Here is a 20,422-nt window from a genome sequence, read left to right as displayed (position 1 = left end):
AGGACGGGCGGCAGCGACCCCGGTCGCGCGGACCGGCGGCTCCGGCCGCCCCCCTCCCCCGGCCCGCGGGAGCACGGCCGCCCGCCCGCCGGACAGGGCCCTTGGGCGGTCGCCGCTGCGCGGCGGGCACGCACGCGGACCCGCTCAGCCTCTCACTGCTCGCCGGGTGCTCCCGCCCGGAGTCCGTCCATGACGAGGCCGAGGAGCCGCTCGGCCCGTGGCTGCCAGTCACCCCGCGGATCGATCTGCCACAGGCCGGCGATCGCGAGGAGGAAGTCCTCCGCGGTGACTCCCGGGCGGATCGTGCCGGCCTCCTCTCCGGCACGGAGCAGGAGTTCGGCGGCTCGCGTCACGGGGCCGTGACCCGGTTTCTCCGCGTTTCCGGGTGCGCTGGTCGCCTGACGGATCGCGTCCGCCAGGCCGGCCTTGGCCATGGCGAACCGGGCGAGGCGGTCCATCCACTCCCGCAGCGCACGGTCGGGTTCGTACTTGTCGAGCAACTGGGCCGCCGCATCGGCGACTTGCTGCATCTCGTGGCGGTAGACCTCCAGCACGAGCGCTTCGCGGCTGGGGAAGTTGCGGTAGAAGGTGCCCTGCCCGACGCAGGCCTTCTTGGCGATGGCGCTGAGCGGCACGTTCGCGGAGCGCGTCAGCTCGGCGAGTGCCACGTCGAGGATGCGCTCGCGGTTGCGTCGCGCGTCCGAGCGCAGAGGCGTCTGCTTGCTCTGCCGCACTCGTCCTCCTCGCGGGGTCGCGCCCCAACCCCGGGCCTGCAAAAGGGCCTTGCCAATGCGGACAACTGTCCACTACGTTCGACTGGAGCGGACAACTATCCGGTCAGGTCCACCATAACGGCGAACAGGGTCCGTCGGCGCTCCTCCTTCTCCTGCACTCTTCCGCAGTCGCCGTCGCTGCACACGGTCCGTACGGCCGCGTCCCCGTTCCCTCGCCTGCCGGAGGTTCCCGACGCGCTCCGATACGCGAAAGAGGCTGAGCATGGACCAATCCACGTCCAGCGCCATCACCCTGAACATCAACGGCGAGCAGCACACGCTCTTTGTCGACCACCGCACCACCCTTCTCGACGCGCTGCGCGAGCATCTCGACCTGACAGGCACCAAGAAGGGCTGCGACCAAGGGCAGTGCGGCGCCTGCACCGTCCTGCTCGACGGGCAGCGGGCCGTCTCCTGCCTGCAGCTGGCCGTGGCCGCCGAAGGACGCCAGATCACCACCATCGAGGGCGTTGCCGGCGGAGACCGGCTGCACCCGGTGCAGCAGGCGTTCCTGGACCTCGACGGCTACCAGTGCGGCTACTGCACGCCGGGACAGATCTGCTCGGCCGTCGCGATGCTCGACGAGCACGCGGCCGGCTGGCCGAGCGCCGTCACGGGCGACGTGAGAACGGCAGCGCCGCCGCTGACCGCCGAGGAGATCCGGGAGCGGATGAGCGGCAACCTGTGCCGCTGCGGCGCATACGTGCAGATCGTCGAGGCCGTCGCGCAGGCGGCCGCGGCCGGGACCGAGGCGGGCGAAGACGCACGCGCCGGGAACGGAGCCACGGCATGAGGGAATTCGGATACCAGCGCGTTCTCGACGTGCCCGGCGCGGTCGCCCAGCTCGCCGCGGACCCGGAGACGCGCTGCCTCGGAGGCGGAACGAATCTCGTCGACCTGATGAAGACCGGCGTCGAGCGGCCCGGCCGACTTCTCGACGTCACACGGCTTCCGCTCGGGGAGATCGAGCGGACCGCGGACGGCGGCCTGCACATCGGCGCGACCGTCACCAACAGCGACCTGGCCGCACACCCCGAAGTCCGGGAGAACTACCCGGCGTTGGCGCAGGCCGTGCTCGCGGGGGCCTCCGGCCAGCTGCGCAACATGGCCACGGTCGGCGGGAACCTGCTCCAGCGCACCCGCTGCGGCTACTTCGCCGACGTCTCACAGCCGTGCAACAAGCGCGTCCCCGGCAGCGGCTGCCCCGCCGTCGAGGGCGAGCACCACAACCACGCGATCCTGGGAGCATCCGCCCACTGCGTGGCGGTGCACCCCTCGGACATGGGCGTCGCGCTGGCCGCCTTCGACGCCGTCGTGACATACGAAACGGCGGACGGGCCGGGCCGGTTGCCCCTGACCGACTTCTACCTGCCGGTGGGCGAGACCCCGCACCTGGAGACCTCGCTGCCTTCCGGAGCGCTGATCACGGGCGTCACCCTGCCCCCCGCGCGGCTCGCCGCCAACTCGCGCTACCGCAAGGTCCGTGAGCGCGCCTCGTACGCGTTCGCGATCGGTTCCGTGGCCGCCGCACTCGAAGTGCGGGACGGAGCCGTGCACGGGGCGCGCCTGGCCTTCGGTGCCGTCGCCTCCCGGCCGTGGCGGGCCCGCGCGGCCGAGCAGGTGCTGACCGGGGCTCCGGCCACTGCCGAGACCTTCGCCGCCGCCGCGGACGCCGAACTCGCGGCCGCCGAGGCGCTGCCGCACAACGGATACAAGGTGACCTTGATCCGCAACCTTGTGGTGTCCGTGCTGACCGAACTCTGCGAGGAGGCCACATGACCACCGCCACGACCGGAACCACCCCGGTGAAGAGTTCCCACGGTGCTCCGCACACCCGCGTGGAGGGCCTGGAGAAGGTCACCGGAGCCGCCCGCTACGCCGGCGACATCCCCTTCGCCGAACTCGCGCACGGCTGGCTGGTGTTGTCCACCGTCGCCCGGGGCCGCATCACCTCGGTCGAGACCGGGCCGGTCCTCGCCATGCCGGGCGTGCTCGCGGTCCTGCACCACGGGAACGCCCCGCATGTGAACACCGACTACGTCGGCATGCTGGGGGCTCCGGACCCGACCATCGCCGTCTTCCAGAACGACCGCGTGCCGCACAGGGGCTGGCCGGTGGCGCTCGTCGTCGCCGAGACCTCGGAGCAGGCGAGGGAGGCCGCCGAGGCGCTGGTGGTGCGGTACGAGGAAGAGACGCACGACATCGATTTCGCCGCCGGACGGCCCGACGCGTACGCGCACGACGGCATGGGCAAGGCGGTGGAGGAGAAGGGCGACCTGGAGGCCGAACTCGCCTCGTCCGCCGTCGTCGTGGACGAGGAGTACACGACGCCGGAGGAGCACCACAACCCGATGGAGCCGCACGCGGCGGCAGCCCGCTGGGAGGACGGCCGCCTGGAGGTCGTCGACTCCAACCAGGGCAGCACGTGGATCGTGAACGAACTGGCTCAGCTGTTCTCGCTGGACCCGGCCTCCGTGCGGGTCCGCTCGGAACACGTCGGCGGCGCCTTCGGTTCCAAGGGCGTACGTGCGCACCAGGTGGCCGCCGTGATGGCGGCGACGGTCCTCCAGCGTCCGGTCCGGGTCGTGCTGACCCGCCGGCAGATGTTCTCCCTGATCGGCTACAGGAGTCCCACGGCGCAGCGGGTCCGGCTCGGAGCCGGCCCCGACGGGCGGCTGCGGGCCCTGCAGCACGAGTCGCTCAGCCTCACCTCGACCGTGCACGAGTTCGTCGAGGGCAGCGCCGGTGTCGGGCGGGTGATGTACGACGCCGGCGCCCACCACACCGCGAACCGGATCGTGCGGCTCAACGTGCCGAGCCCCACGTTCATGCGGGCCCCGGGTGAGGCACCGGGTTCGTTCGCGCTGGAGGCGGCGCTCGACGAACTCGCCGAGAAGTGCGGCATCGACCCGATCGAGCTGCGCGCCCGCAACGACCCCACGACCGGTCCCGTCTCCGGGCTGCCGTTCAGCAGCCGCCGCGTGATGGCCTGCTTCCAGGAGGGCGCCCGCAGGTTCGGCTGGGAGGACCGGGACCCGCGTCCCGGCGTGCGCCGCGAAGGGGGGCGCCTGCTGCTGGGGACCGGCACTGCCGCCGCTTCCTTCCCCGCGCGGGCCGTGCCGTCCACGGCGGCGGTGACCGCCGAGGCGGACGGCACGTTCACCGTCCGGATCACGGCGGCGGACATCGGAACCGGCGCGCGGACCGCCCTGACCCTCGTCGCCGCCGAGGAACTCGCGGTGACGCCCGATCAGGTGCGCGTCCGCATCGGGGACAGCGACTTCGGGCAGGCGATGATCGCCGGCGGTTCGATGGGCACCCGCTCGTGGGCGTGGGCGGTGACGATCGCCGCGCGCGACCTGCGGGAGCAACTGGCCCTGGGCGGCAGCATTCCGCCGGAGGGAATCACGGCCCGCTCGGACTCCTCCGAGGCGATCGGGGCGCTCGCCGAGACCGAACGGCACTCGTTCGGTGCGCAGTTCGCGGAGGTCGCCGTGGACCCGGCCACCGGCGAGGTACGAGTGCGGCGCATGCTCGGCATCTTCGCGGCGGGCCGGATCGTCAACCCGCTGACGGCGCGCAGCCAGTTCCTCGGCGGGATGACGTGGGGCATCTCCATGGCCCTGCACGAGGAGGCGTTCCGGGACCGGGCGTCCGGAGGCACCGTCGGCGCCGACTTCGCGGGCTACCACGTCGCCGCGAACGCCGACGTGCCGCGCATCGAGGCGGACTGGGTGGACGACCCCGAGCCGGACGACCCCGTCGGCATCAAGGGCATCGGCGAGATCGGCATCGTGGGTGCCGCCGCGGCGGTCGCCAACGCGGTGTGGCACGCGACGGGCGTGCGGCACCGGAACCTGCCGATCCGGCCGGATCGCGTCCTGACGGCCCCGGCCGGGGCGGGGGACGCGCCGGCCGCGCCGTGAGCGGCGACCGCTCCGGATGCGGGGCAGCGGGAAGGTGATGGTGCCGGCCGGGCCGCGGAACCGCCCGGCAGGCACCGGCAGTTGCGGCACCCGGCGGGCCGGGGGACCGGACACGGGCCGGGCCGGCGCCTGCGGGGTCTCCGGATCCGGAGACCCCGCAGGCGCTGCTCACGGTGTCAGGCGGTCACCGCTCCGTCGGACGCGTCCCGCGGTGCTGCGGCGGGTGCTTCCGCGGCGGGGCGGGCGCGGCCTCCCGGGTGCTCCCGGTTCTCGGGCCCGCGGGACTTCGGGGCGTCCGGCAGACCCAGCAGACCGAAGACCCGGTGGGCCGCACCCGTCTCACGCCGCAGGACCAGGCCCCACACGACGAGTGCCGCGACCGGCGTTCCGGCCCACCAGCCGAGCTGGTGGACGAGCACGCTCGTCAGGACGGCGGAGCCCAGGGCGAGCCCGAAGACGGCGAGCAGGAACGTACCGACGATGCGGGACGCGCTGTTGACCGGGGCACCCGCCTCCCGCTGCCCGCTGCGGATCGCCGTGACCAGCAGCCAGAACAGCACCGGCAGCAGAACCACACCCATGCCGGCCAGCGTCAGGCCGACGGGCGACCCCGCCCAGTCACCGGCGCGCGAGAGCAGCTCTCCGGGGCCGTGACTCTCGGGCCACTCGGCGAATTCCTCCCGTCCCGGCGAGAAGAAGCGCTGGTAGCCCCGCCCGTCCCAGCCGTGGACGAGGATGAGGAACATCCCGAGGTAGCCGGCACCGGTCTGCAGGAACGCCGCGTACACCCGCCCGCGGACGATGAGGCGGCGGGCCACTTCGTACCCCAGCAGCCCCTGACTGACGTTCGTCAGCGCGAACAGTGCCACCAGCCAGCCGGGCAACGCCCCGTGCCCGTCAGCGACTTGCATCGTCTCCCAGTCCGGGAAACTCCACAGCAGCCATATCCCGCTCGGTGCGAACAGCATGCCGCAGTAGAGGGCGGTGGCGAGCAGCCAGGGGCTCGGCCGCTGCGGACCGCTCCGTCCGGCCGGCCCGGTGGCGCCGGAGTTGCGGAGGTGAAAGGCCGCGGCGGTCCCGAAGCCCGCTCCGATCCCGTAGGCCCAGAAGACATCGACTTGCACCATGTGCTGAATCCCCTTTCGGAATGACACGTCATTCCGTTCGTTGGGCAAAGAAACGGGCCGGGGCTGTTTCACCCCGGCCCGGCGGGCTGCCGGCCTCAGTTGCCTCCGAGCCCGTCGAACATGAGCGCCTCAACCGTCCGGATCCAGGAGGTGCGCATCTCCTCGGCGTTGCGGACATGCAGCAGCTGGACACAGCCGGCCAGGATCATGCCGTTCACGGCCAGACCGACCACCTGCGGGTCCAGTTCCCGGCGCACAAAGCCTCTCGTCTGCCCGTTGCGGATGAACGCCGCCGTGTACGCACCGGCGTTCTCCACGGCAGCACCGAGGAGTCCCGGATCGGTACGGGCTATGGCCGCGGCGTCGTAGAACAGCACCCTGGCCAGATCGGGTTCTGCCGCGACAAGGTCGAAGAGCTTGTCACCGATGCGCCGCACCTGTTCCCGGTACTCCGCCAGCGTGCGGGCGGCTTGCGGCTCCTCGTCCGCGATCGCCTCCTGCATCTGCCCGAGCGCCCGGAGGACGAGACTGCGGGCGATGTCCTCCTTGTTCTTGAAGTAGCGGTAGAACGTGCCGTGTCCGGCACCCAGTTCGCGGGCGATGTCGGCGATCCCGGTCGCGTGGTACCCACGCTCCGCGATCACCTTGCCTGCGGCACGGAGGATGACCTCCCGCTTGTCGACCACTCCCTGAGCCACAGCGCCCACCTGGTCCCTCGCCCCTGATCCGACCGGAATGACGTGTCATTCTTCTGCGGGGCCCCGATGGTGTCAACCCGGTCGGCCGTACGTGCAGCGGCCCTCCGGCCGTGCCGTCGGTCCGCCGCTCGGGAATCCGGTCATCGAGGTGACGGCGGAGACGGGCATGCACCATCTGCCCACCGGCCACCGGCCGATGTTCTCCCGTCCCCCTGAACTCGCCGCCGTGCTGGGCGAGGTGGCGGGCTGCGGCCACCAGGACCTGGCCCCTCCGAGTCCCCCGGCCCCCGGGTCCGGTGCCCGGCACGGGGCGTGGGCTCATGCGGGTGCTCGTGCATGCGGGGACGCGGCGGCGTCCGGCCGCGCTTCCGTCGGCTGCGCCGGGGGCACCCCGGTACGTGGCACGCCTGCCGGGACGCCGACGGCGTCGGACACGGCCGCGTGCGCCGCCGCGGCGAGTGAACGCCGGTCGTGGCCGTGGGGCCACAGCGGCCGGCACGGACGGAGACGCAGCGAGAGCGCGCCGGTGGCGGCGACCCGGTGGAGGGACGACGCGAGGGTGTCTCCGCCGACGTAGGCCGCCGCAACGCTCCGCGTGCCGCCCTGTGCGTAGTCGACGGCGGTGGGCCGCACCGGCGCGGCCGCCCCCACTGCCGCCTGGAACGTCGCACGCCGGAACGGTCCTCCGGGCGCGGTGCACCATGTGGTCGCCTGGGGAAAGACCGCCACCGAGCCGCCGTCACGCAGGTACGCGGTCAACTCGTCCACGAAACGGGGCAGTTCGCGTGGGGCATCACGGTCGATGAAACGGCTTCCCGTCCTGCGGGCCAGCGGACCGACGACCGGCCAGCCTGCGACCTCCTGCTTGGCGATCAGCGGCACGGGCTCGAGCGCCAGCACTGCGACGACGTCGAGCCAGGACACGTGATTCGCGACGATCAACGTGCCGGTGGCCGTGCCCGGCACCCGCAGCGGCCCCGTCGCCTCCAGGCCGATTCCGAGTGCGGCGAGCACCGAGCGGGCCTGCCGCTGAAGCACGGCCGGCTCCGCGATGCGCGTCCCGGCTGCCAGCGCGCTGCCGAGAGTGGCGGCGAGCGACGCATACCGCCGCAGCACGGACGCTGCGGACACCGTGCCGGAGCGCGCCCCTGCCGGGTCGTTCCCCGTGGGCAGCGTGAGGCACCGCAGCGAGCAGGGGGAGGCGATTGCCCAGGGGTTCACCGGCTCCGGCCCAGGAAGTAGCGGCGGTAGCGGTCGTTCAACCGCTCCATGTCGAGCAGGACGAAGAAGTCGGCGACCCCGAAGTCCCTGTCGTGGGCGGGCGCTCCGCACACCCACGCGCCGAGCCGCAGATAGCCGCGCAGCAGCGCCGGCAGCGAGGAGTGGTCCGGCGCGGCCGTCAACTGCTGCCGCGGGGACCACGGGTCGTGCGGGTGCACCCGCAAGCCGTCCGGGGCGGCGTGCCTGGTGGTACCCAGCAACCAGGCGTCGGCGGCAGCCTGCCCGCCGTCGCCCAGCGGCACCGACCCGCAGCCGGCCAGATAGCGGTGTCCGGACAGCAGCATGTAGCGGGCGAGTCCGCCCCACATGGCGTTGATCACCGCACCCGAGCGGTGGTCGGGGTGCACGCAGGCCCGGCCGGCCTCCACCATCGCCGACGTGACGTCGACGGGAAGGGCGCGCAGGTCGAACTCGGCCTCGGAGTAGAGGCGTTCGGTCCGGCCGGGCGGCGTGAGACGGTACGTGCCGACGACTTCACCGCCGTCCTGCGAGGTGACGATGAGGTGATCCGCCGCTTCGTCGAACGGGTCCACGTCGTGCCCGGGCAGCGGCGAGCGCAGCCGTGCGCCGTTCTCCACGGCGAAGACCCGGTGGCGGAGTCGCTGGGCAGCGCGTATCTCCTCCGTCGATCCCGCGATGGAGGTGGTGTACGCCCCGGTGCCGGTCGTTACGCTGGGTGCGGTGGACATGGGTGATCTCCCTAGGTGGGCTGCTGCGGCACCCACGCGGACCGTTGCCAGCGATCTCCGCGAGGGTTCCTCCGTATGCAACCGGTTGCTCGTGTTCCGCACGGGGCCGCCGAGTTACCGCTCGGCGGCCCTTCCGCGTCGTGTGGGTGCCGAGCGCGTCCGGCCCTGAGGCCCCGGGGAGCAGGGTCTCGTGCGTCCTGCCCCGGGTCGCGGCCCCGCGCCCCCGGTGAACTGCCGGTTGCCGGGCGGGAGTCGGTGACCGGGGGGACGGGACGTGGCGCTCGTGACGGTGTTCGTCGCGTGCGGCCCGCAGGCTCGACTTCGTCCGCGGACGGTCGGGGTTCTTGGCGCCACCGCAGGTCCGCTCACGCCGGCGCCGCCTGTGCGCCCGCGTGCCGACCGGCGGCGGGGCGGCCACGGAAGTATCCGCGAGGCCGCGTGTGTGTTCGTGCGTGTGGTCGCTGCGTGTGGTGTGGTCGCCGAACCGATCTCAATGCTAAATGGTGTAGGTTTTAGCCTAGGCACTTCAGGCACATTGGGCGGAGAGAACATGGCACGCGCGGGACTGAACGCGGAACGGCTGGTCCGGGCGGGAGCGGAGATGGCGGACGAGGCCGGCTTCGACCACGTGACCGTCTCCGCACTCGCCAGGCGGTTCGACGTCAAGGCGGCGAGCCTGTACTCGCACGTGAAGAGCTCCGAGGACCTGAGAACCAGGATCGCCCTGCTCGCACTGGAGGAACTCGCCGACCGTGCGGCCGCAGCCCTGGCAGGCCGGGCCGGCAAGGACGCCCTGGCCGCCTTCGCGGACGCCTACCGCGACTACGCCCGGGAGCATCCCGGCCGCTATGCCGCCGCACAGCTGCGGCTCGACCCGGAGACGGCGGCGGCGAGCGCGGGGGTCAAGCACGCACAGATGACGCGGGCGATCCTGCGCGGCTACGACCTGAGCGAGCCGGACCAGACGCACGCCGTGCGGCTGCTGGGCAGCATCTTCCACGGCTACATCAGCCTGGAGTCGGCCGGAGGCTTCAGCCACACCCCCGTCGGCACACAGGAGACCTGGTCGTGGCTCCTGGACCGACTCGATGCACTGCTGCGGGGCGCGGCCTCGCCCTGAAGCCCCGCGCCGCAGCGCACGCCGTGATCTGTATGCGCGAGGCGGCCCGTCCCACGCCGGACCCCCGCCCGGTCCGGTCCCCCAGTCCCATCCAGACTTCCCAGCAACAGGCCGAGGCGATGAACTGCGAACACAACCCGACCACCGCAACCGTCACGACGCCGATAACCGCGGACCTGGTGCGCGGCGCGCTCGAACTGGAGCAGACCGCGCACGGCGTCCTGCCGCACAGGCTGCCCGCGCGTGCCCGCGCCCAGAGCACCGACGGACAGCTCGCCATGGCCGAGGCTCAGCCCTCGGGCGTGCGGCTGGTCTTCCGCACCCGCGCCACCACCGTCGAGCTGGACGCGCTGCCCACCAAGCGCGTCTACGCGGGCGCCCCGCCCCGCCCCGACGGCGTCTACGACCTGGTCGTCGACGGCCGCCTCGCGGGCCAGGCCAGCGTGGCCGGCGGCAACACCATGACGATCGACATGACCGCCGGAACCGCCGAGACGCGGCCGGGCACGCCCGGCACCGCCCGCTGGAGCGGCCTGCCCGGCGCCGAGAAGGACGTCGAGATCTGGCTGCCGCACAACGAGTCCGCCGAACTCCTCGCTCTGCGCACCGACGCCCCTGTCGAGCCGGTGCCCGGCACAGGCCGCAGAGTGTGGCTGCACCACGGCAGTTCGATCAGCCAGGGCTCCAACGCCGCGAACCCCACGGCCACCTGGCCCGCGCTCGCGGCCGCCCTCGGCGGAGTGGAACTGGTCAACCTCGGTCTGGGCGGAAGCGCCCTGCTGGACCCGTTCACCGCCCGCGCGCTGCGCGACACCCCGGCCGACCTGATCAGCGTCAAGATCGGCATCAACCTGGTCAACGCCGACCTGATGCGGCTGCGCGCCCTCACCTCCTCGGTCCACGGGTTCCTCGACACGGTCCGCGAGGGCCACCCCACCACGCCGCTGCTGGTGGTCTCCCCGATCCACTGCCCCATTCACGAGGACGTCCCCGGCCCCAGCGCCCCGGACCCGGCCTCGTTCGCCACCGGGCAGTTGCGTTTCCGGGCCACCGGCGACCCGGCGGAAGCGGCGAGCGGGAAGCTCACCCTCAAGGTCGTGCGGGAGGAGCTGGCACGGATCGTGGAGCAGCGGGCGGCGCAGGACGAGAACCTGCACCACCTCGACGGCCCGGACCTCTACGGTGAGGCGGACTTCGCCGAGCTGCCGCTGCCCGACGGACTGCACCCGGACGCCGCGACGCACCGCCGCATCGGCGAGCGCTTCGCCGGACTTGCGTTCAGCGCCAACGGCCCTTTCGCGGACCGCAGTTCCTGAAGACGGCGGTCGGATTCCCCGCCGTGCCCTGCGGCGGGCCGGCGGGCAGCTTCACCGCGGGCGGGTGCGCGCCCGATGCAGAGCGTTCGCGCCAGGCCGGAAAGAGGCGGCAGGAGGCGGCCAGGAACCAGGAATAATTGAAAACTGAACTTCATTGACCGGGGTGCACTGCTTCCCCTCACTCAGGAGGTCACCATGCCGGCCGTCACCGCGGACACCCTCACGCTGCCGCGCGTCCCCTCCCCCGCAGGTGCGGGCCTCCGGTGGCGAGAGGTCACCAAGACCGTGACCGCCCGCCGCCAGATGGAAGGGGAGGGTTTCGAGGTACGCAGGCCGTTCCCCGGAATGGATCTCGCGGTGGCCGACCCCTTCCTGCTTCTGGACCACCTCGGCGCGGTCGAGTACGGACCCGGCGAGGCCAAGGGCGCACCCTGGCACCCGCACCGCGGCTTCGAGACGGTCACCTACATGCTCGACGGCGCCTTCGAGCACACCGACTCCACCGGCGGCGGGGGCCTGATCACCGAGGGCGCCACCCAGTGGATGACCGCGGGGGCGGGCGTGCTGCACTCGGAGCTGCCCCCGCAGGACTTCGTCGCGAAGGGCGGCCTGTTCCACGGAATCCAGCTGTGGGTCAATCTGCCCAGGTCGCTGAAGTGGACGCCCGCCCAGTACCAGGACATCACCGCCGGGCAGACCGTCCTGCTCTCCAGCGACGACGGCGGGAGCCTGCTGCGTGTCATCGCGGGCGACCTCGCCGGACACCGCGGCCCCGGCATGACCAGGACCCCCATCACGTACGTCCACGCCACGGTCAGCCCGGGAGCGAAGCTGGGCGTGCCCTGGCCGCAGGAGTTCAACGCCCTGGTCTACGTGCTGGCCGGCCGTGGCACCGTCGGAACGGAGCGGCGGCCGCTGGAAGAGGGTCAGCTTGCCGTGCTCGGCCCCGGCGAGGCGCTCACTCTGCGGGCCTCCGAGGGCCAGGACTACAACGGCAGCCGTACGGGCTGGGAGGTGCTGCTCCTGGGCGGGCTGCCGATCCGCGAGCCGATCGCCCGCTACGGGCCGTTCGTGATGAACACCAAGGCGGAGATCCTCCAGGCGGTCGAGGACTTCCAGAACGGCCGCCTCGGCACCACCGCACCCCAGCCGGTGCCGCACCGCACCGCGACCGACGCCCCGCTGGACGAGGACGGGGACGGGGACGGGGACGGAGCCGTTGAGGCTGAGGTCCGCTGACCGTGCGGAACCGCTGCGGTGCCGGAATCGCGGCGCCGCGGCGGGCCTCAGGCCGGGAGGATCTCCTCAGGGCTCACGCCGTACGCATGGTGGTAGGAGGCGGCGAAATCGGCCGGATTGGCGAATCCCCAGCGCGCACCGACTGCCGCCACGGTTTCACCGTCCGGGGCGCCCGGTATGTCTGCGTGGACAGCGAGCAGGTCGAAATGCGCGCGCTCAAGGCGCACGCTGCGCACGCAGCCGAAGATGCTGCTCCTGTGATGGCGGGCGAAGGCGATCCGTAGTGAGCGGGGGGTGACCCGGGCCGCGGCGGCGATGTCGGCGAGGCTGATGTCGGTGTGCGCGTTCTCCTCGATGAAGGCCACGGCCCTCGAAACGGCAGCGGCCGTGGCGTCGCCGCCGTCCGCCGAAGTCGGCTCGGGGCCACCGGTGTTGGGAAAGGTCTCCAGTGCGGTCGTCGCGAGGCCGCGGGCCAGATTGCCGACCACGAGCGGTTCGCCCAGCACCTCGGGACGAGCGCTGAGGACCTGGCGTACGCAGCTGACCGCGTGGCGCCACCCGCCTGCGAGCTCCGTGGAGGCCGGCTGTGTGCCGGAGAAGCGGAGTGAGCTGTCCGGCTCGTCCTCGGGGAAACCCGCGGCCCGCATCAGCAGGGGCTGGTGCAGGACGACGGTCCCGGAGGCGAGGTTGTGCAGGGTGACACTGAAGGGCCGGTGCGGCGGCGAGATGACGGCGACGTCGCCGGGCCCCGTGTTCTCGCTGCTCTCCTCCCAGCGGTGGTCCACCCAGCCGGCGATCGGCTGGACGACCGTGAGGCTCCCGAGCGGTTCGATGTCGTACCCGGCTTCCATGGGCAGGCTGAGCTCGTCCACGCAGAAGTCGCCGAAGTCGTGACGCGCGTGCTTGACGGACTGGTCCCGTTCGCTTCCCCTCTTCAGGCGGAGGCTGGTGCGGTAGGTGCTGATGATGAAGGAGCGCCCGGCATCGAAGTCGGTGGTCTCGAACACCGTCCGTCTCAGCGCGTGGCGCTCGAGGTCCGGATCTCGTGTGACGGCATTCATCAGCTCTCTCGCAACGAGGGTCGGTCCCGCAGTGTGTGCACACCCCCTGCTTCGAACCCTACTCCTCACCCGCTTCCCGCTGAGAGGCCGCGGCGCCTGCCTCCCGGGACCTCCCGGGCAGCCACGTGACCGGCGAATACGGCTGTACGTCACCGGAATCACCGCTGCGTGCACGGGGCTGGACGTTGCCGGACCGCGCATGTGCACATGGCTCCGGGAAGGCGTGAGGCCCGGAGCGGGCGCCCTCATACGGCCACCGGTACCGCGTCGGTACCGCGTCAGGGAATCCGGTGTGCCGCGGCCGCCGTCAGAACTCGGAGTTGATGACCGCCTCCACCAGGACCTTTCCGTCAGTCGTCAGCCGTACCTCCTCGGCCTCGCGGTCCATCACGGCCAGGCCGCGCTCCTCCAGGGAACGGAACCGGCCGTGCCAGGGCTCCTCGAACAGGGAGGCCCCTGGAAAGCGCTGCCTGTGCAGCCGGTCACTGAGGGGGCTCAGCGTGGAGAGGGCCATCTTGACCGCCCTGGCCTCCTGCGCCTCCTCGCTGAAGCGGGTCACCGACCCCAGCGGGACCCGGCCCGCCTCGACCGCCTCGGAGTAGCGCTTCCAGTTCACGTCGGTGATCGCTTCCGAGGTGCGGCAGCTGGAGCTGCCGCCCAGGCCGATGGCGACCTCGGCCTCCTGCTTGTCCTGGTCGACCATGATGGCCTTCCACTTCTCCGGGCCCTTGCCGTTCTGCGCGAAGTACATGGTGGGCTGCTCGCGGTAGCCGCCGCTCTCGAGGCCCTCGGTGAGCAGCTCGCGCATCTGGTACTGCTCGCCGAGAGTCGGCCACCGGTGGCCGTTGTCGACCAACCTGGCGCGGTAGTCGGGCAGTTGCCAGGCGGCGGGCTGCACCCCGGCCACTCCGGTCCTGGTGTCGCTGTAGGACTTCAGATGGAGCTTCGTGCAGACGACCGCGGTCAGTTCGTTCTCGACGACGATGTCGAGGTCCCGGCGCACGCTGTCGACGGTCTGGTCGAGCAGCCCGTACATCAGGTCGATGCTGGTCCAGTCGAAGCCGGTGCGCTGGGCGTTGCGTATGAAGTCCACGCACATCTGCGCGGTGTGCTCCCGGCCGCACTGCTCCAGCACCGGGTCGTCGAAGGACTGCACGCCGCTGCTCAGTTTCGTGCAGCCGAGCCCGGCGAGCAGTTCCAGCTTCTCGGGTGTGAAGGTGCTGGGATCGCCCTCGAAGCGGATCGCCGTCTCCGGCGTGAAGTTGAAGTTCTCCTTGTAGAAGTCGAGCAGGGCGCGGATGGCGTCCGGCGGCAGCAGGGAGGGGGTGCCGCCGAAGACGTTGAACTCCCCGATCGGTGCCGACGCCAGGTTCGGCACCTCACGCAGCCACAGCCGCGCCTCACGGATGTTCCAGTCGACCCACTGCCGGGCCTTGCTGTCGGCGACCTCCGGCGCTCCCTTGACGAGCACCACGGGGTACTGGCAGAAGCGGCACCGGTAGGCGCAGGTGGGGATGTAGGACCACAGGTGGATCGGCGCCGTGCCGGCGAGCTGCTCGTCGAGGTCGGCGAGGAAGTCCGCCGGCGTGTGGTCCGGGAGGTTGCCGGGGAAGACGTGCGCGCCGAAGGGGTCCTCGGTCACGTACTCCAGCAGATGCCTGTTCTCGGGGGCGGCGAGCGTCTCCACCACCGACGGCACGGGGTGTCCCGGGTCGGTCTGCCGCAGCGAGGCGACGGAGTCCTCGTAGGTCTGCCTGTGTCCGATCTGCATCAGAAGACACCTCCGTTCCCGAAGTAGTTGTGCGCCTCGCCGGATTCGCGGTCCTCGCAGAAGTACTTCACGAACTCCGTGAACCGTTCCGGCGGTACGTCCCGGAAGCATTCCGGAAGCGGCGGCGGGTGGCCGATGTCCTCGCCGACGGTGGCGCGCAGCCGGGCGAAAATCTCGTCGGCGAACTCGAAGTACAGCCGGTAGGACGGCGTCTTGTACGAGTGGATGGGCGTGAAGTCGACGACCCGCATCTCGTCCTTGATCTCGGCGATGCGCCTCCCGAGCCGTTCGGCGAGCGACGGGCCGAAGAAGTCGATGACGGCGCGGTCGTCGAGGAGGGACGGAGTGAGCAGCACGGGCAGGACGGTGTTCTTCGGCGTGAAGTCCTTGATGGAGAACTCCCATGCCTGCTGGGCCTGTTCCTCCGTCAGGTCGGCGGCGGGAGCTCCGCCTTTGGCCCCCTCCGCGGGTTCCTGCACACGGATGTCGCGCATCACGATGATCCCGTCCGAACCGTAGGCGCGTCCGGTGATCACCTCGTCGATTGCGTGGTTGACCCGGCGGGGGTTGATCTCCACCCGTGAGGCCGGGACGTAGGTGATGTCCTCCCCCGAGCCGCGCACGAGAATCCCGAAGTCCCAGTCGTCCGAGAGGTGGTTGACGAACTTTCCGTTCTGGAGCTGGTAGAAGATCTCGACGCCTCCGACCTTCTCGTACGCGTCGCGGTCGACGGCGAAGCCCTTGCCGTCGGGGAACCCGCCGAAGAGGGCGAACGTCACGGCGCGGCAGCGCAGCGTGCGCTGGATGGCGTCCCACAGCCGGGGCCTCCCGGCGAAGTGCTCGGGCTCGTAGTAGTAGTCGCACACGCCGATGGCGGCCTTGCCCGAGTCCATCGCCGTCAGCAGCTCCCACAGCCACCGCGCGTCGACACGGCAGTCGGCGTCGGCGGAGACGAGGTAGAAGCGCTGCTCCCCGTCGGTCGCCTCGCGCCGGGCGCTGCGCCGCGACGCGAAGTCCATGCCGGTCCTGCGTGCGCAGGCGACGCCCTGTTCGGGCTCGGGAATGACGTGCAGGGCCAGTTCGGGATGCTCGGCGGCGAAGCGGCGTGCGATGCGCACCGTCTCGTCGGTGGAGTTGTTGTCCACCAGCACGACCTCGTACAGGGACTTGTCCAGCGGGCCGTGCGGACCGCGCTGCCCCCACAGGGAGTCGAGCACCGCCGGCAGGTTCTCCGCCTCGTTGTAGACGGGGAGTACGACGCTCATCCTGGTCCGCTCCCCCATGGGGGGCAGTGTGAGCTCACCGACGACTTCGCCGGCACGGTCAGCGCCGAAGTGCTGCTTGCCGAGCGTGTGGTTGAAGTCCGCCATCTCCTCGCGCTTCCTTTCGTCCAGGATCAGCTCGGCCACGCTGTCCACGAAGGCCGGCGTGGGCAGGTCGCCGTCGGTCAGCTCCATGACGGGCGCGCGGAACCCCTTGTCGCCGTACACCGTGTCGTAGAGCTGGTAGCGGGTGGTCAGAAACGGGACGCGCGACGCGATCGCCTCACCGATCGGGTTCCCGTAGCTCTCGTAGTCGTAGGAGGTCAGGAACGAGGCCAGATCGGCGTGCGCGAGCAGGTCGCGCACCGAGTAGCCGTCGGCGCGTGCCGCAGCGATGTCGGCCTCGTGGGGCGCGAGCGGTCCGCCGAAGACGACGCGGTCGCCGACGCCGAGCGAGTCGGCGAGGCGCACGAGCCGCGCGTGCTCTTCCGGGGACTCACCCGTGTCGCCCGCGATGAAGAGGTGGACGTCGGCGCGGTCCGCGAGCCGGGCCACCAGGTGCACGTCCCGGTCGATCCGCTTCTGCGGGATGATCCTGGTGAAGCGGGCGATCAGCGGCGCGTCCGCGGGAATCCCGAAGTCGCGGCGGAAGTCGGCCCGTCGGCCGTCCCGGGCTGCCTGCGTGTGGCCGGGCACGGCCGGGACGTGTGTGAAGGTGTTGGGCAGGACGTCGATGTTCTCCAGGCCCGGCACCCATTCGAGCGTTCTCCTGAGCGCCTCCTCGTGCAGCGCGATGTAGCGGATGTACGGCGAGTTCACGGGCGCGACGGTGCCGGGGTAGGGAAACGTGCCGTACTTGGCGATGCCTGGTTCGCTCTGCCACATCAGGTCGTGGTCACGCCACAGGACGAAACGGCCCAGCCTGTGGCGCAGCCCGTAGCGTTCGATGGCCGAGCGGAGCGCCATGGTGTACGTGATGTTCTCGGGCAGCGTCCCGTTCTCCACCAGCACGGCGGAGACGCCGAGGCCCTCCCAGGTCTCCACGATCCTCTCGCTGATCGCTTCGGCAGCGGCGTCCACCCGCGGCAGCAGATGTTCGCCGGCGTTTTCCTGGACGCGCTCGCGCAGAACGTCGGAGACGAACTGCTGGTCGTAACCGGGGATTTCCCGGAGACCTTCGATCCGGTCGAGGCGTATCCAGTGCGGAAGCTGCGCCGCTTCGTCTCTGTAGGGCCGGAAGAACGCGTTCTTGTCCGCTTTGATGTCGTAACCGAGATCGAGATGCACCCGGTAGCCCTGTTCCCGGAAGTGCCGCGCGGTCTTGACGAATTCCACCACCACGCCGGAGATCGGAGTGGCGTCGAACGATATTCCCCACAACACGGTCATGGACTCGCGTACTCCTGCCGTTGTGTGCCGCTCTGCCCGGGTACGCCGCAACTGCCTGGGAACTCACGGCGGAATGCGCGCCCCGACGGGCAACTACCCTTCGCGGGAGCGGGAGAAGACCAGGATTCGATCGTTTTCCAGGCGTTGGAACGCGGATGCCAATAACCTGACCGCCCGCCGCCTGAAGACTCGTCACCGACGGAGGAGGAATCGCGTGGTCTCCCACCGCGCCGCTGTGGCTGTGGTGTTCGTCGTCAACGGCGGCCTCTACGGCGCCTGGGCAGCCCGCGTCCCGGCCCTCGCCGCTCAGGTGGACGCGCAGCCCGGCGGCCTCGGCCTCGCGCTCCTCGGCCCCGGCATCGCCATGATCGTCACCGCGCCGCTCGCGGCGCGCGCCTGCGCCGCCCGGGGCGCACGGTTCGTCATCGCGGCGGCGCTGACGTCTGCCTGTCTGGTGCTGCCGCTGGTGGGCATGACCGGATCGCCGCTCACGCTCGGCCTGGCGCTGGCCGCCCTCGGCGGCCTGATGGGCACCGTCGACGTGGCGATGAACGTCGCCGCCGTCGCCGTCGTCCGGGAGACGGACCGGGCGCTGATGCCGTTCTTCCACGCGGGGTTCAGCGCGGGCGGACTCCTCGGGTCCCTGAGCGCCGCGCTCGCCGCCGCGCTGACGGTGCCGCCCGTCTGGCACTTCTGCGTGGTGGCCGCCGTGGGTCTGCCGGTGCTGCTCGTCACCGGGCGCGCGCTGCCAGGCGAACGGCCGGAGCCGCATCAGCGGACCGGGGGCAGCTTCCGCGGCGTCGTCGTCCGCGGGCGGCTGTGGCTGCTCGCCGCCGTGGCGCTGTGCGCAGCTGTGGCCGAAGGCGTGTGCGCCGAGTGGTCCGCGCTCTTCCTGGTGCGCGAGCGTGCCGTCACGGAATCCGTCGCGGCGACGGCCTTCTCGGTGTTCTCCGTGACGATGGCCGCGACCAGGCTCGTCGGGGAACGCGTGGAGAAGCGGTTCGGACCGCACCGCGTGCTCGCGGGCAGCGGACTCGTCGCGGCCTTCGGACTGACGGCCGGGGCGGTGGTCCCCGCCGGTGCCGTGGCCTACGCCGGGTTCGCGCTCGCAGGCGCGGGCCTGGCGTTCTGCTTCCCCACGGCGATGGCGCTCGCAGGTGAGGCGGGCCGCCGCGAGGACGGCAGCGGCGGCGAGCGTGAGCTGGGCTTCGTCACGACGATCGCCTATGCGGGACTGCTCGGCGGGCCCCCGCTGGTCGGCGGCATCGCCTCACTGACGGATCTCACCGTCTCGATGGGACTCGTGGGCCTGCTGGCCGCACTGATCACGCCGGCGGCCCTCGCGGCGCGGGAGCGGGGAGGCCCGCGTTCCGGAGGTCCGGAGCGAACGGCACCGCAACTGCAGAAGGCGACCCGGGGCGGCGACGGGCCGGCTTGACCCCCGTCGCCCGCCGGCTCCGGCGCGGCCGCGCGAGCAGGGCTCTCCGCGTTGCGGGCGCAGCCCGTCACCCGCCGGCTCCGGCGCGGCCGCCGTCGCCGTGGACCCGGGGCGCGCACATGGACGACCCGGGGCCTTGCCACGAGCGTCAGCCGGTTCCGGACTCCGTGCCGCACGCTCTCAGATCGGGCTCCACTTCTGGCTGTCGTCGCCCGAGCAGTCCCACAGCTGGAGGTGCTGGCCGCTGCGGACGTCTCCGTCCCGCACCGCCACGCACTTGTCCGCCTGCGGGTTGACCAGATCGCTGCCCTCGCTGAGACGGAACTGCTGCGCCGGATTCCCACTGCAGTGGGCGAGTTGGATCACGGTTCCGTTCTCGGACGACCCGTTGGCGACGTCCATGCACAGACCCAGGGCCCGCACCGAGCCGTCGTCCGCGAACCTCCACCGCATCGAGGGAGCGCCCGAGCAGGTGCGGATCTCCAGGAACATGCCGTCGCGGGCCTGGCCGTCGGGGACGTTGATGCACTGGTCCGAGTTGTGGTTCCGGATCTGCACCGTCCCGCCGGAGCCGTTGCCGCCTCCGGAACCGCCGGGCGGTCCGTCCCCGCCGGGCGGGGGCTTGCCGTCACCTTCCCGGGGCGGCCGGTCCTTGTCCCCGTCACCGGGGGAGCCGTCGTGCGAACCGCCGCCCGGGGACTTGCTCCTGCCCGGCTTGCCGTCCTTGTCGCTGCCCGGCGTCGACTCCTCCGGGGACGGGGCGTAGCCGGGCGCGTCGTTCTCCTGCCCGCCCTGCCACTCGGGGGCGGCTCCGGGGCCCGAGCCGGATATCTCGCCGCGGTCGTCGCCGCCGTAGAGGAGATACCCGCCGGTCGACAGCCCGACGAGGGCCAGGGCGGCGACGGCGGCGAGCACGGCCGCCCGTACCCGGCCGCCCGGCCGGGTCGCAGGTGCCGGGCTGCGCGAACCCGCGGGCACGATCGTGGGGTTGACCGTGGTGACGACACGGCTGACTTCGTCCTCGTCGTTCTCCGCCGCCGTCGTCGAGGTCCGCTCCTCCCCGTTCTCCGCACGCTGCTGGTCTTCCTGATCCTGCAATGCGGCAGACATGCCCTTCGAGCCGGACGCAGGGCGGGCGGTCTCCTCGGGGCCGAAGTCGTCCTGCTGCCGTTCGTCACGGGAACCGGTCATCGCGTCCTCTCGGTCGGGTCCGGGCTGAAAGGAAGGAGTGGCCGTGCTCTTTCCGAATCCGGCAGCCCGCCCGCACATTTCGGGACGCGACGGTCGCGGCGGCCGGGACACCGGAGCATCACGTTCGCTCCGCGCACACGG

Annotated in this window: 16 protein-coding genes; 7 read left to right on the top strand and 9 right to left on the bottom strand. The window is 71.7% G+C overall.

Features of this window, described 5'->3' with window-relative positions; genetic code table 11:
• Positions 1-152 precede the first annotated feature (152 nt).
• Positions 153-734, bottom strand: coding sequence for a TetR/AcrR family transcriptional regulator (locus H180DRAFT_RS20240; RefSeq protein WP_055487508.1), 582 nt, complete (start codon positions 732-734; stop codon positions 153-155).
• A gap of 262 nt (positions 735-996) precedes the next feature.
• Here H180DRAFT_RS20240 and H180DRAFT_RS20235 point away from each other — a divergent pair, with 262 nt between their 5' ends.
• The 3 genes from H180DRAFT_RS20235 to H180DRAFT_RS20225 are packed head-to-tail and all read left to right on the top strand — an operon-like array spanning position 997 to position 4,699.
• A complete protein-coding gene (locus tag H180DRAFT_RS20235) occupies positions 997-1,566 on the top strand; it encodes a 2Fe-2S iron-sulfur cluster-binding protein (RefSeq protein WP_055487507.1) in 570 nt (189 codons plus the stop codon).
• Entirely contained in the window at positions 1,563-2,552 is a 990-nt protein-coding gene (locus tag H180DRAFT_RS20230; protein ID WP_055487506.1) for an FAD binding domain-containing protein, read from the top strand. The genes H180DRAFT_RS20235 and H180DRAFT_RS20230 overlap by 4 nt, the downstream gene beginning before the upstream one ends.
• Positions 2,549-4,699, top strand: a complete 2,151-nt coding sequence (locus tag H180DRAFT_RS20225) for a xanthine dehydrogenase family protein molybdopterin-binding subunit (RefSeq protein ID WP_055487505.1) — start codon at positions 2,549-2,551, stop codon at positions 4,697-4,699. The genes H180DRAFT_RS20230 and H180DRAFT_RS20225 overlap by 4 nt, the downstream gene beginning before the upstream one ends.
• Positions 4,700-4,875: 176 nt before the next feature.
• Here the strand turns inward: H180DRAFT_RS20225 and H180DRAFT_RS20220 are convergent, their stop codons facing one another.
• The 4 genes from H180DRAFT_RS20220 to H180DRAFT_RS20205 form a co-directional block, all read right to left on the bottom strand.
• A complete protein-coding gene (locus tag H180DRAFT_RS20220; protein WP_055487504.1) occupies positions 4,876-5,826 on the bottom strand; it encodes a hypothetical protein in 951 nt (316 codons plus the stop codon).
• A gap of 95 nt (positions 5,827-5,921) precedes the next feature.
• On the bottom strand, positions 5,922-6,524 hold the full coding sequence (locus H180DRAFT_RS20215; RefSeq protein ID WP_159033590.1) for a TetR/AcrR family transcriptional regulator: 603 nt from the start codon (positions 6,522-6,524) through the stop codon (positions 5,922-5,924).
• 318 nt (positions 6,525-6,842) lie between these two features.
• Positions 6,843-7,745, bottom strand: coding sequence for a lysophospholipid acyltransferase family protein (locus H180DRAFT_RS20210; RefSeq protein ID WP_107097709.1), 903 nt, complete (start codon positions 7,743-7,745; stop codon positions 6,843-6,845).
• Complete coding sequence (locus H180DRAFT_RS20205) at positions 7,742-8,494, bottom strand: GNAT family N-acetyltransferase (RefSeq protein WP_055487502.1); 753 nt, start codon at positions 8,492-8,494, stop codon at positions 7,742-7,744. The genes H180DRAFT_RS20210 and H180DRAFT_RS20205 overlap by 4 nt, the downstream gene beginning before the upstream one ends.
• 550 nt (positions 8,495-9,044) lie before the next feature.
• Between H180DRAFT_RS20205 and H180DRAFT_RS20200 the strand changes: the two genes are divergently transcribed.
• From H180DRAFT_RS20200 to H180DRAFT_RS20190, 3 genes are all read left to right on the top strand, one after another.
• Positions 9,045-9,614, top strand: a complete 570-nt coding sequence (locus tag H180DRAFT_RS20200; protein ID WP_055487501.1) for a TetR/AcrR family transcriptional regulator — start codon at positions 9,045-9,047, stop codon at positions 9,612-9,614.
• A gap of 119 nt (positions 9,615-9,733) precedes the next feature.
• Positions 9,734-10,930: a GDSL-type esterase/lipase family protein gene (locus H180DRAFT_RS20195; RefSeq protein WP_055487574.1), complete on the top strand. Its 1,197-nt coding sequence runs from the start codon at positions 9,734-9,736 to the stop codon at positions 10,928-10,930.
• A 195-nt stretch (positions 10,931-11,125) separates the two neighbouring features.
• A complete protein-coding gene (locus H180DRAFT_RS20190; protein ID WP_055487500.1) occupies positions 11,126-12,169 on the top strand; it encodes a pirin family protein in 1,044 nt (347 codons plus the stop codon).
• 47 nt (positions 12,170-12,216) lie between these two features.
• Here the strand turns inward: H180DRAFT_RS20190 and H180DRAFT_RS20185 are convergent, their stop codons facing one another.
• From H180DRAFT_RS20185 to H180DRAFT_RS30540, 3 genes are all read right to left on the bottom strand, one after another.
• Positions 12,217-13,230, bottom strand: a complete 1,014-nt coding sequence (locus H180DRAFT_RS20185) for a helix-turn-helix domain-containing protein (protein ID WP_055487499.1) — start codon at positions 13,228-13,230, stop codon at positions 12,217-12,219.
• A gap of 307 nt (positions 13,231-13,537) precedes the next feature.
• Positions 13,538-15,001, bottom strand: a complete 1,464-nt coding sequence (locus H180DRAFT_RS20180) for a radical SAM protein (RefSeq protein ID WP_055487498.1) — start codon at positions 14,999-15,001, stop codon at positions 13,538-13,540.
• Positions 15,001-17,652 carry a glycosyltransferase gene (locus H180DRAFT_RS30540; protein WP_254666095.1) on the bottom strand — a complete coding sequence of 884 codons (2,652 nt, stop codon included), beginning with the start codon at positions 17,650-17,652 and terminating at the stop codon, positions 15,001-15,003. The genes H180DRAFT_RS20180 and H180DRAFT_RS30540 overlap by 1 nt, the downstream gene beginning before the upstream one ends.
• 214 nt (positions 17,653-17,866) lie before the next feature.
• Here H180DRAFT_RS30540 and H180DRAFT_RS20170 point away from each other — a divergent pair, with 214 nt between their 5' ends.
• Complete coding sequence (locus tag H180DRAFT_RS20170) at positions 17,867-19,090, top strand: MFS transporter (RefSeq protein ID WP_055487497.1); 1,224 nt, start codon at positions 17,867-17,869, stop codon at positions 19,088-19,090.
• Between the two features lie 180 nt (positions 19,091-19,270).
• Here H180DRAFT_RS20170 and H180DRAFT_RS20165 read toward each other — a convergent pair whose 3' ends face one another.
• Positions 19,271-20,281, bottom strand: coding sequence for an RICIN domain-containing protein (locus H180DRAFT_RS20165; RefSeq protein WP_055487496.1), 1,011 nt, complete (start codon positions 20,279-20,281; stop codon positions 19,271-19,273).
• Between the last annotated feature and the right edge of the window lie 141 nt (positions 20,282-20,422).

This window comes from Streptomyces sp. WMMB 322 (genome assembly GCF_900090145.1).
Lineage (GTDB): Bacteria > Actinomycetota > Actinomycetes > Streptomycetales > Streptomycetaceae > Streptomyces.
Note: the sequence above shows the minus strand (reverse complement) of the source record. Positions and strands in the feature narration are given on the sequence as shown.

What these genes read in the sequence shown, in the direction of transcription:
- H180DRAFT_RS20235 (WP_055487507.1), top strand. Translation starts at nt 997, where the DNA reads ATGGACCAATCCACGTCCAGCGCCATCACCCTGAACATCAACGGCGAG.
- H180DRAFT_RS20230 (WP_055487506.1), top strand. Translation starts at nt 1,563, where the DNA reads ATGAGGGAATTCGGATACCAGCGCGTTCTCGACGTGCCCGGCGCGGTC.
- H180DRAFT_RS20225 (WP_055487505.1), top strand. Translation starts at nt 2,549, where the DNA reads ATGACCACCGCCACGACCGGAACCACCCCGGTGAAGAGTTCCCACGGT.
- H180DRAFT_RS20220 (WP_055487504.1), bottom strand. Translation starts at nt 5,826, where the DNA reads ATGGTGCAAGTCGATGTCTTCTGGGCCTACGGGATCGGAGCGGGCTTC.
- H180DRAFT_RS20205 (WP_055487502.1), bottom strand. Translation starts at nt 8,494, where the DNA reads ATGTCCACCGCACCCAGCGTAACGACCGGCACCGGGGCGTACACCACC.
- H180DRAFT_RS20200 (WP_055487501.1), top strand. Translation starts at nt 9,045, where the DNA reads ATGGCACGCGCGGGACTGAACGCGGAACGGCTGGTCCGGGCGGGAGCG.
- H180DRAFT_RS20195 (WP_055487574.1), top strand. Translation starts at nt 9,734, where the DNA reads ATGAACTGCGAACACAACCCGACCACCGCAACCGTCACGACGCCGATA.
- H180DRAFT_RS20190 (WP_055487500.1), top strand. Translation starts at nt 11,126, where the DNA reads ATGCCGGCCGTCACCGCGGACACCCTCACGCTGCCGCGCGTCCCCTCC.
- H180DRAFT_RS20185 (WP_055487499.1), bottom strand. Translation starts at nt 13,230, where the DNA reads ATGAATGCCGTCACACGAGATCCGGACCTCGAGCGCCACGCGCTGAGA.
- H180DRAFT_RS20180 (WP_055487498.1), bottom strand. Translation starts at nt 15,001, where the DNA reads ATGCAGATCGGACACAGGCAGACCTACGAGGACTCCGTCGCCTCGCTG.
- H180DRAFT_RS30540 (WP_254666095.1), bottom strand. Translation starts at nt 17,652, where the DNA reads ATGACCGTGTTGTGGGGAATATCGTTCGACGCCACTCCGATCTCCGGC.
- H180DRAFT_RS20165 (WP_055487496.1), bottom strand. Translation starts at nt 20,281, where the DNA reads ATGACCGGTTCCCGTGACGAACGGCAGCAGGACGACTTCGGCCCCGAG.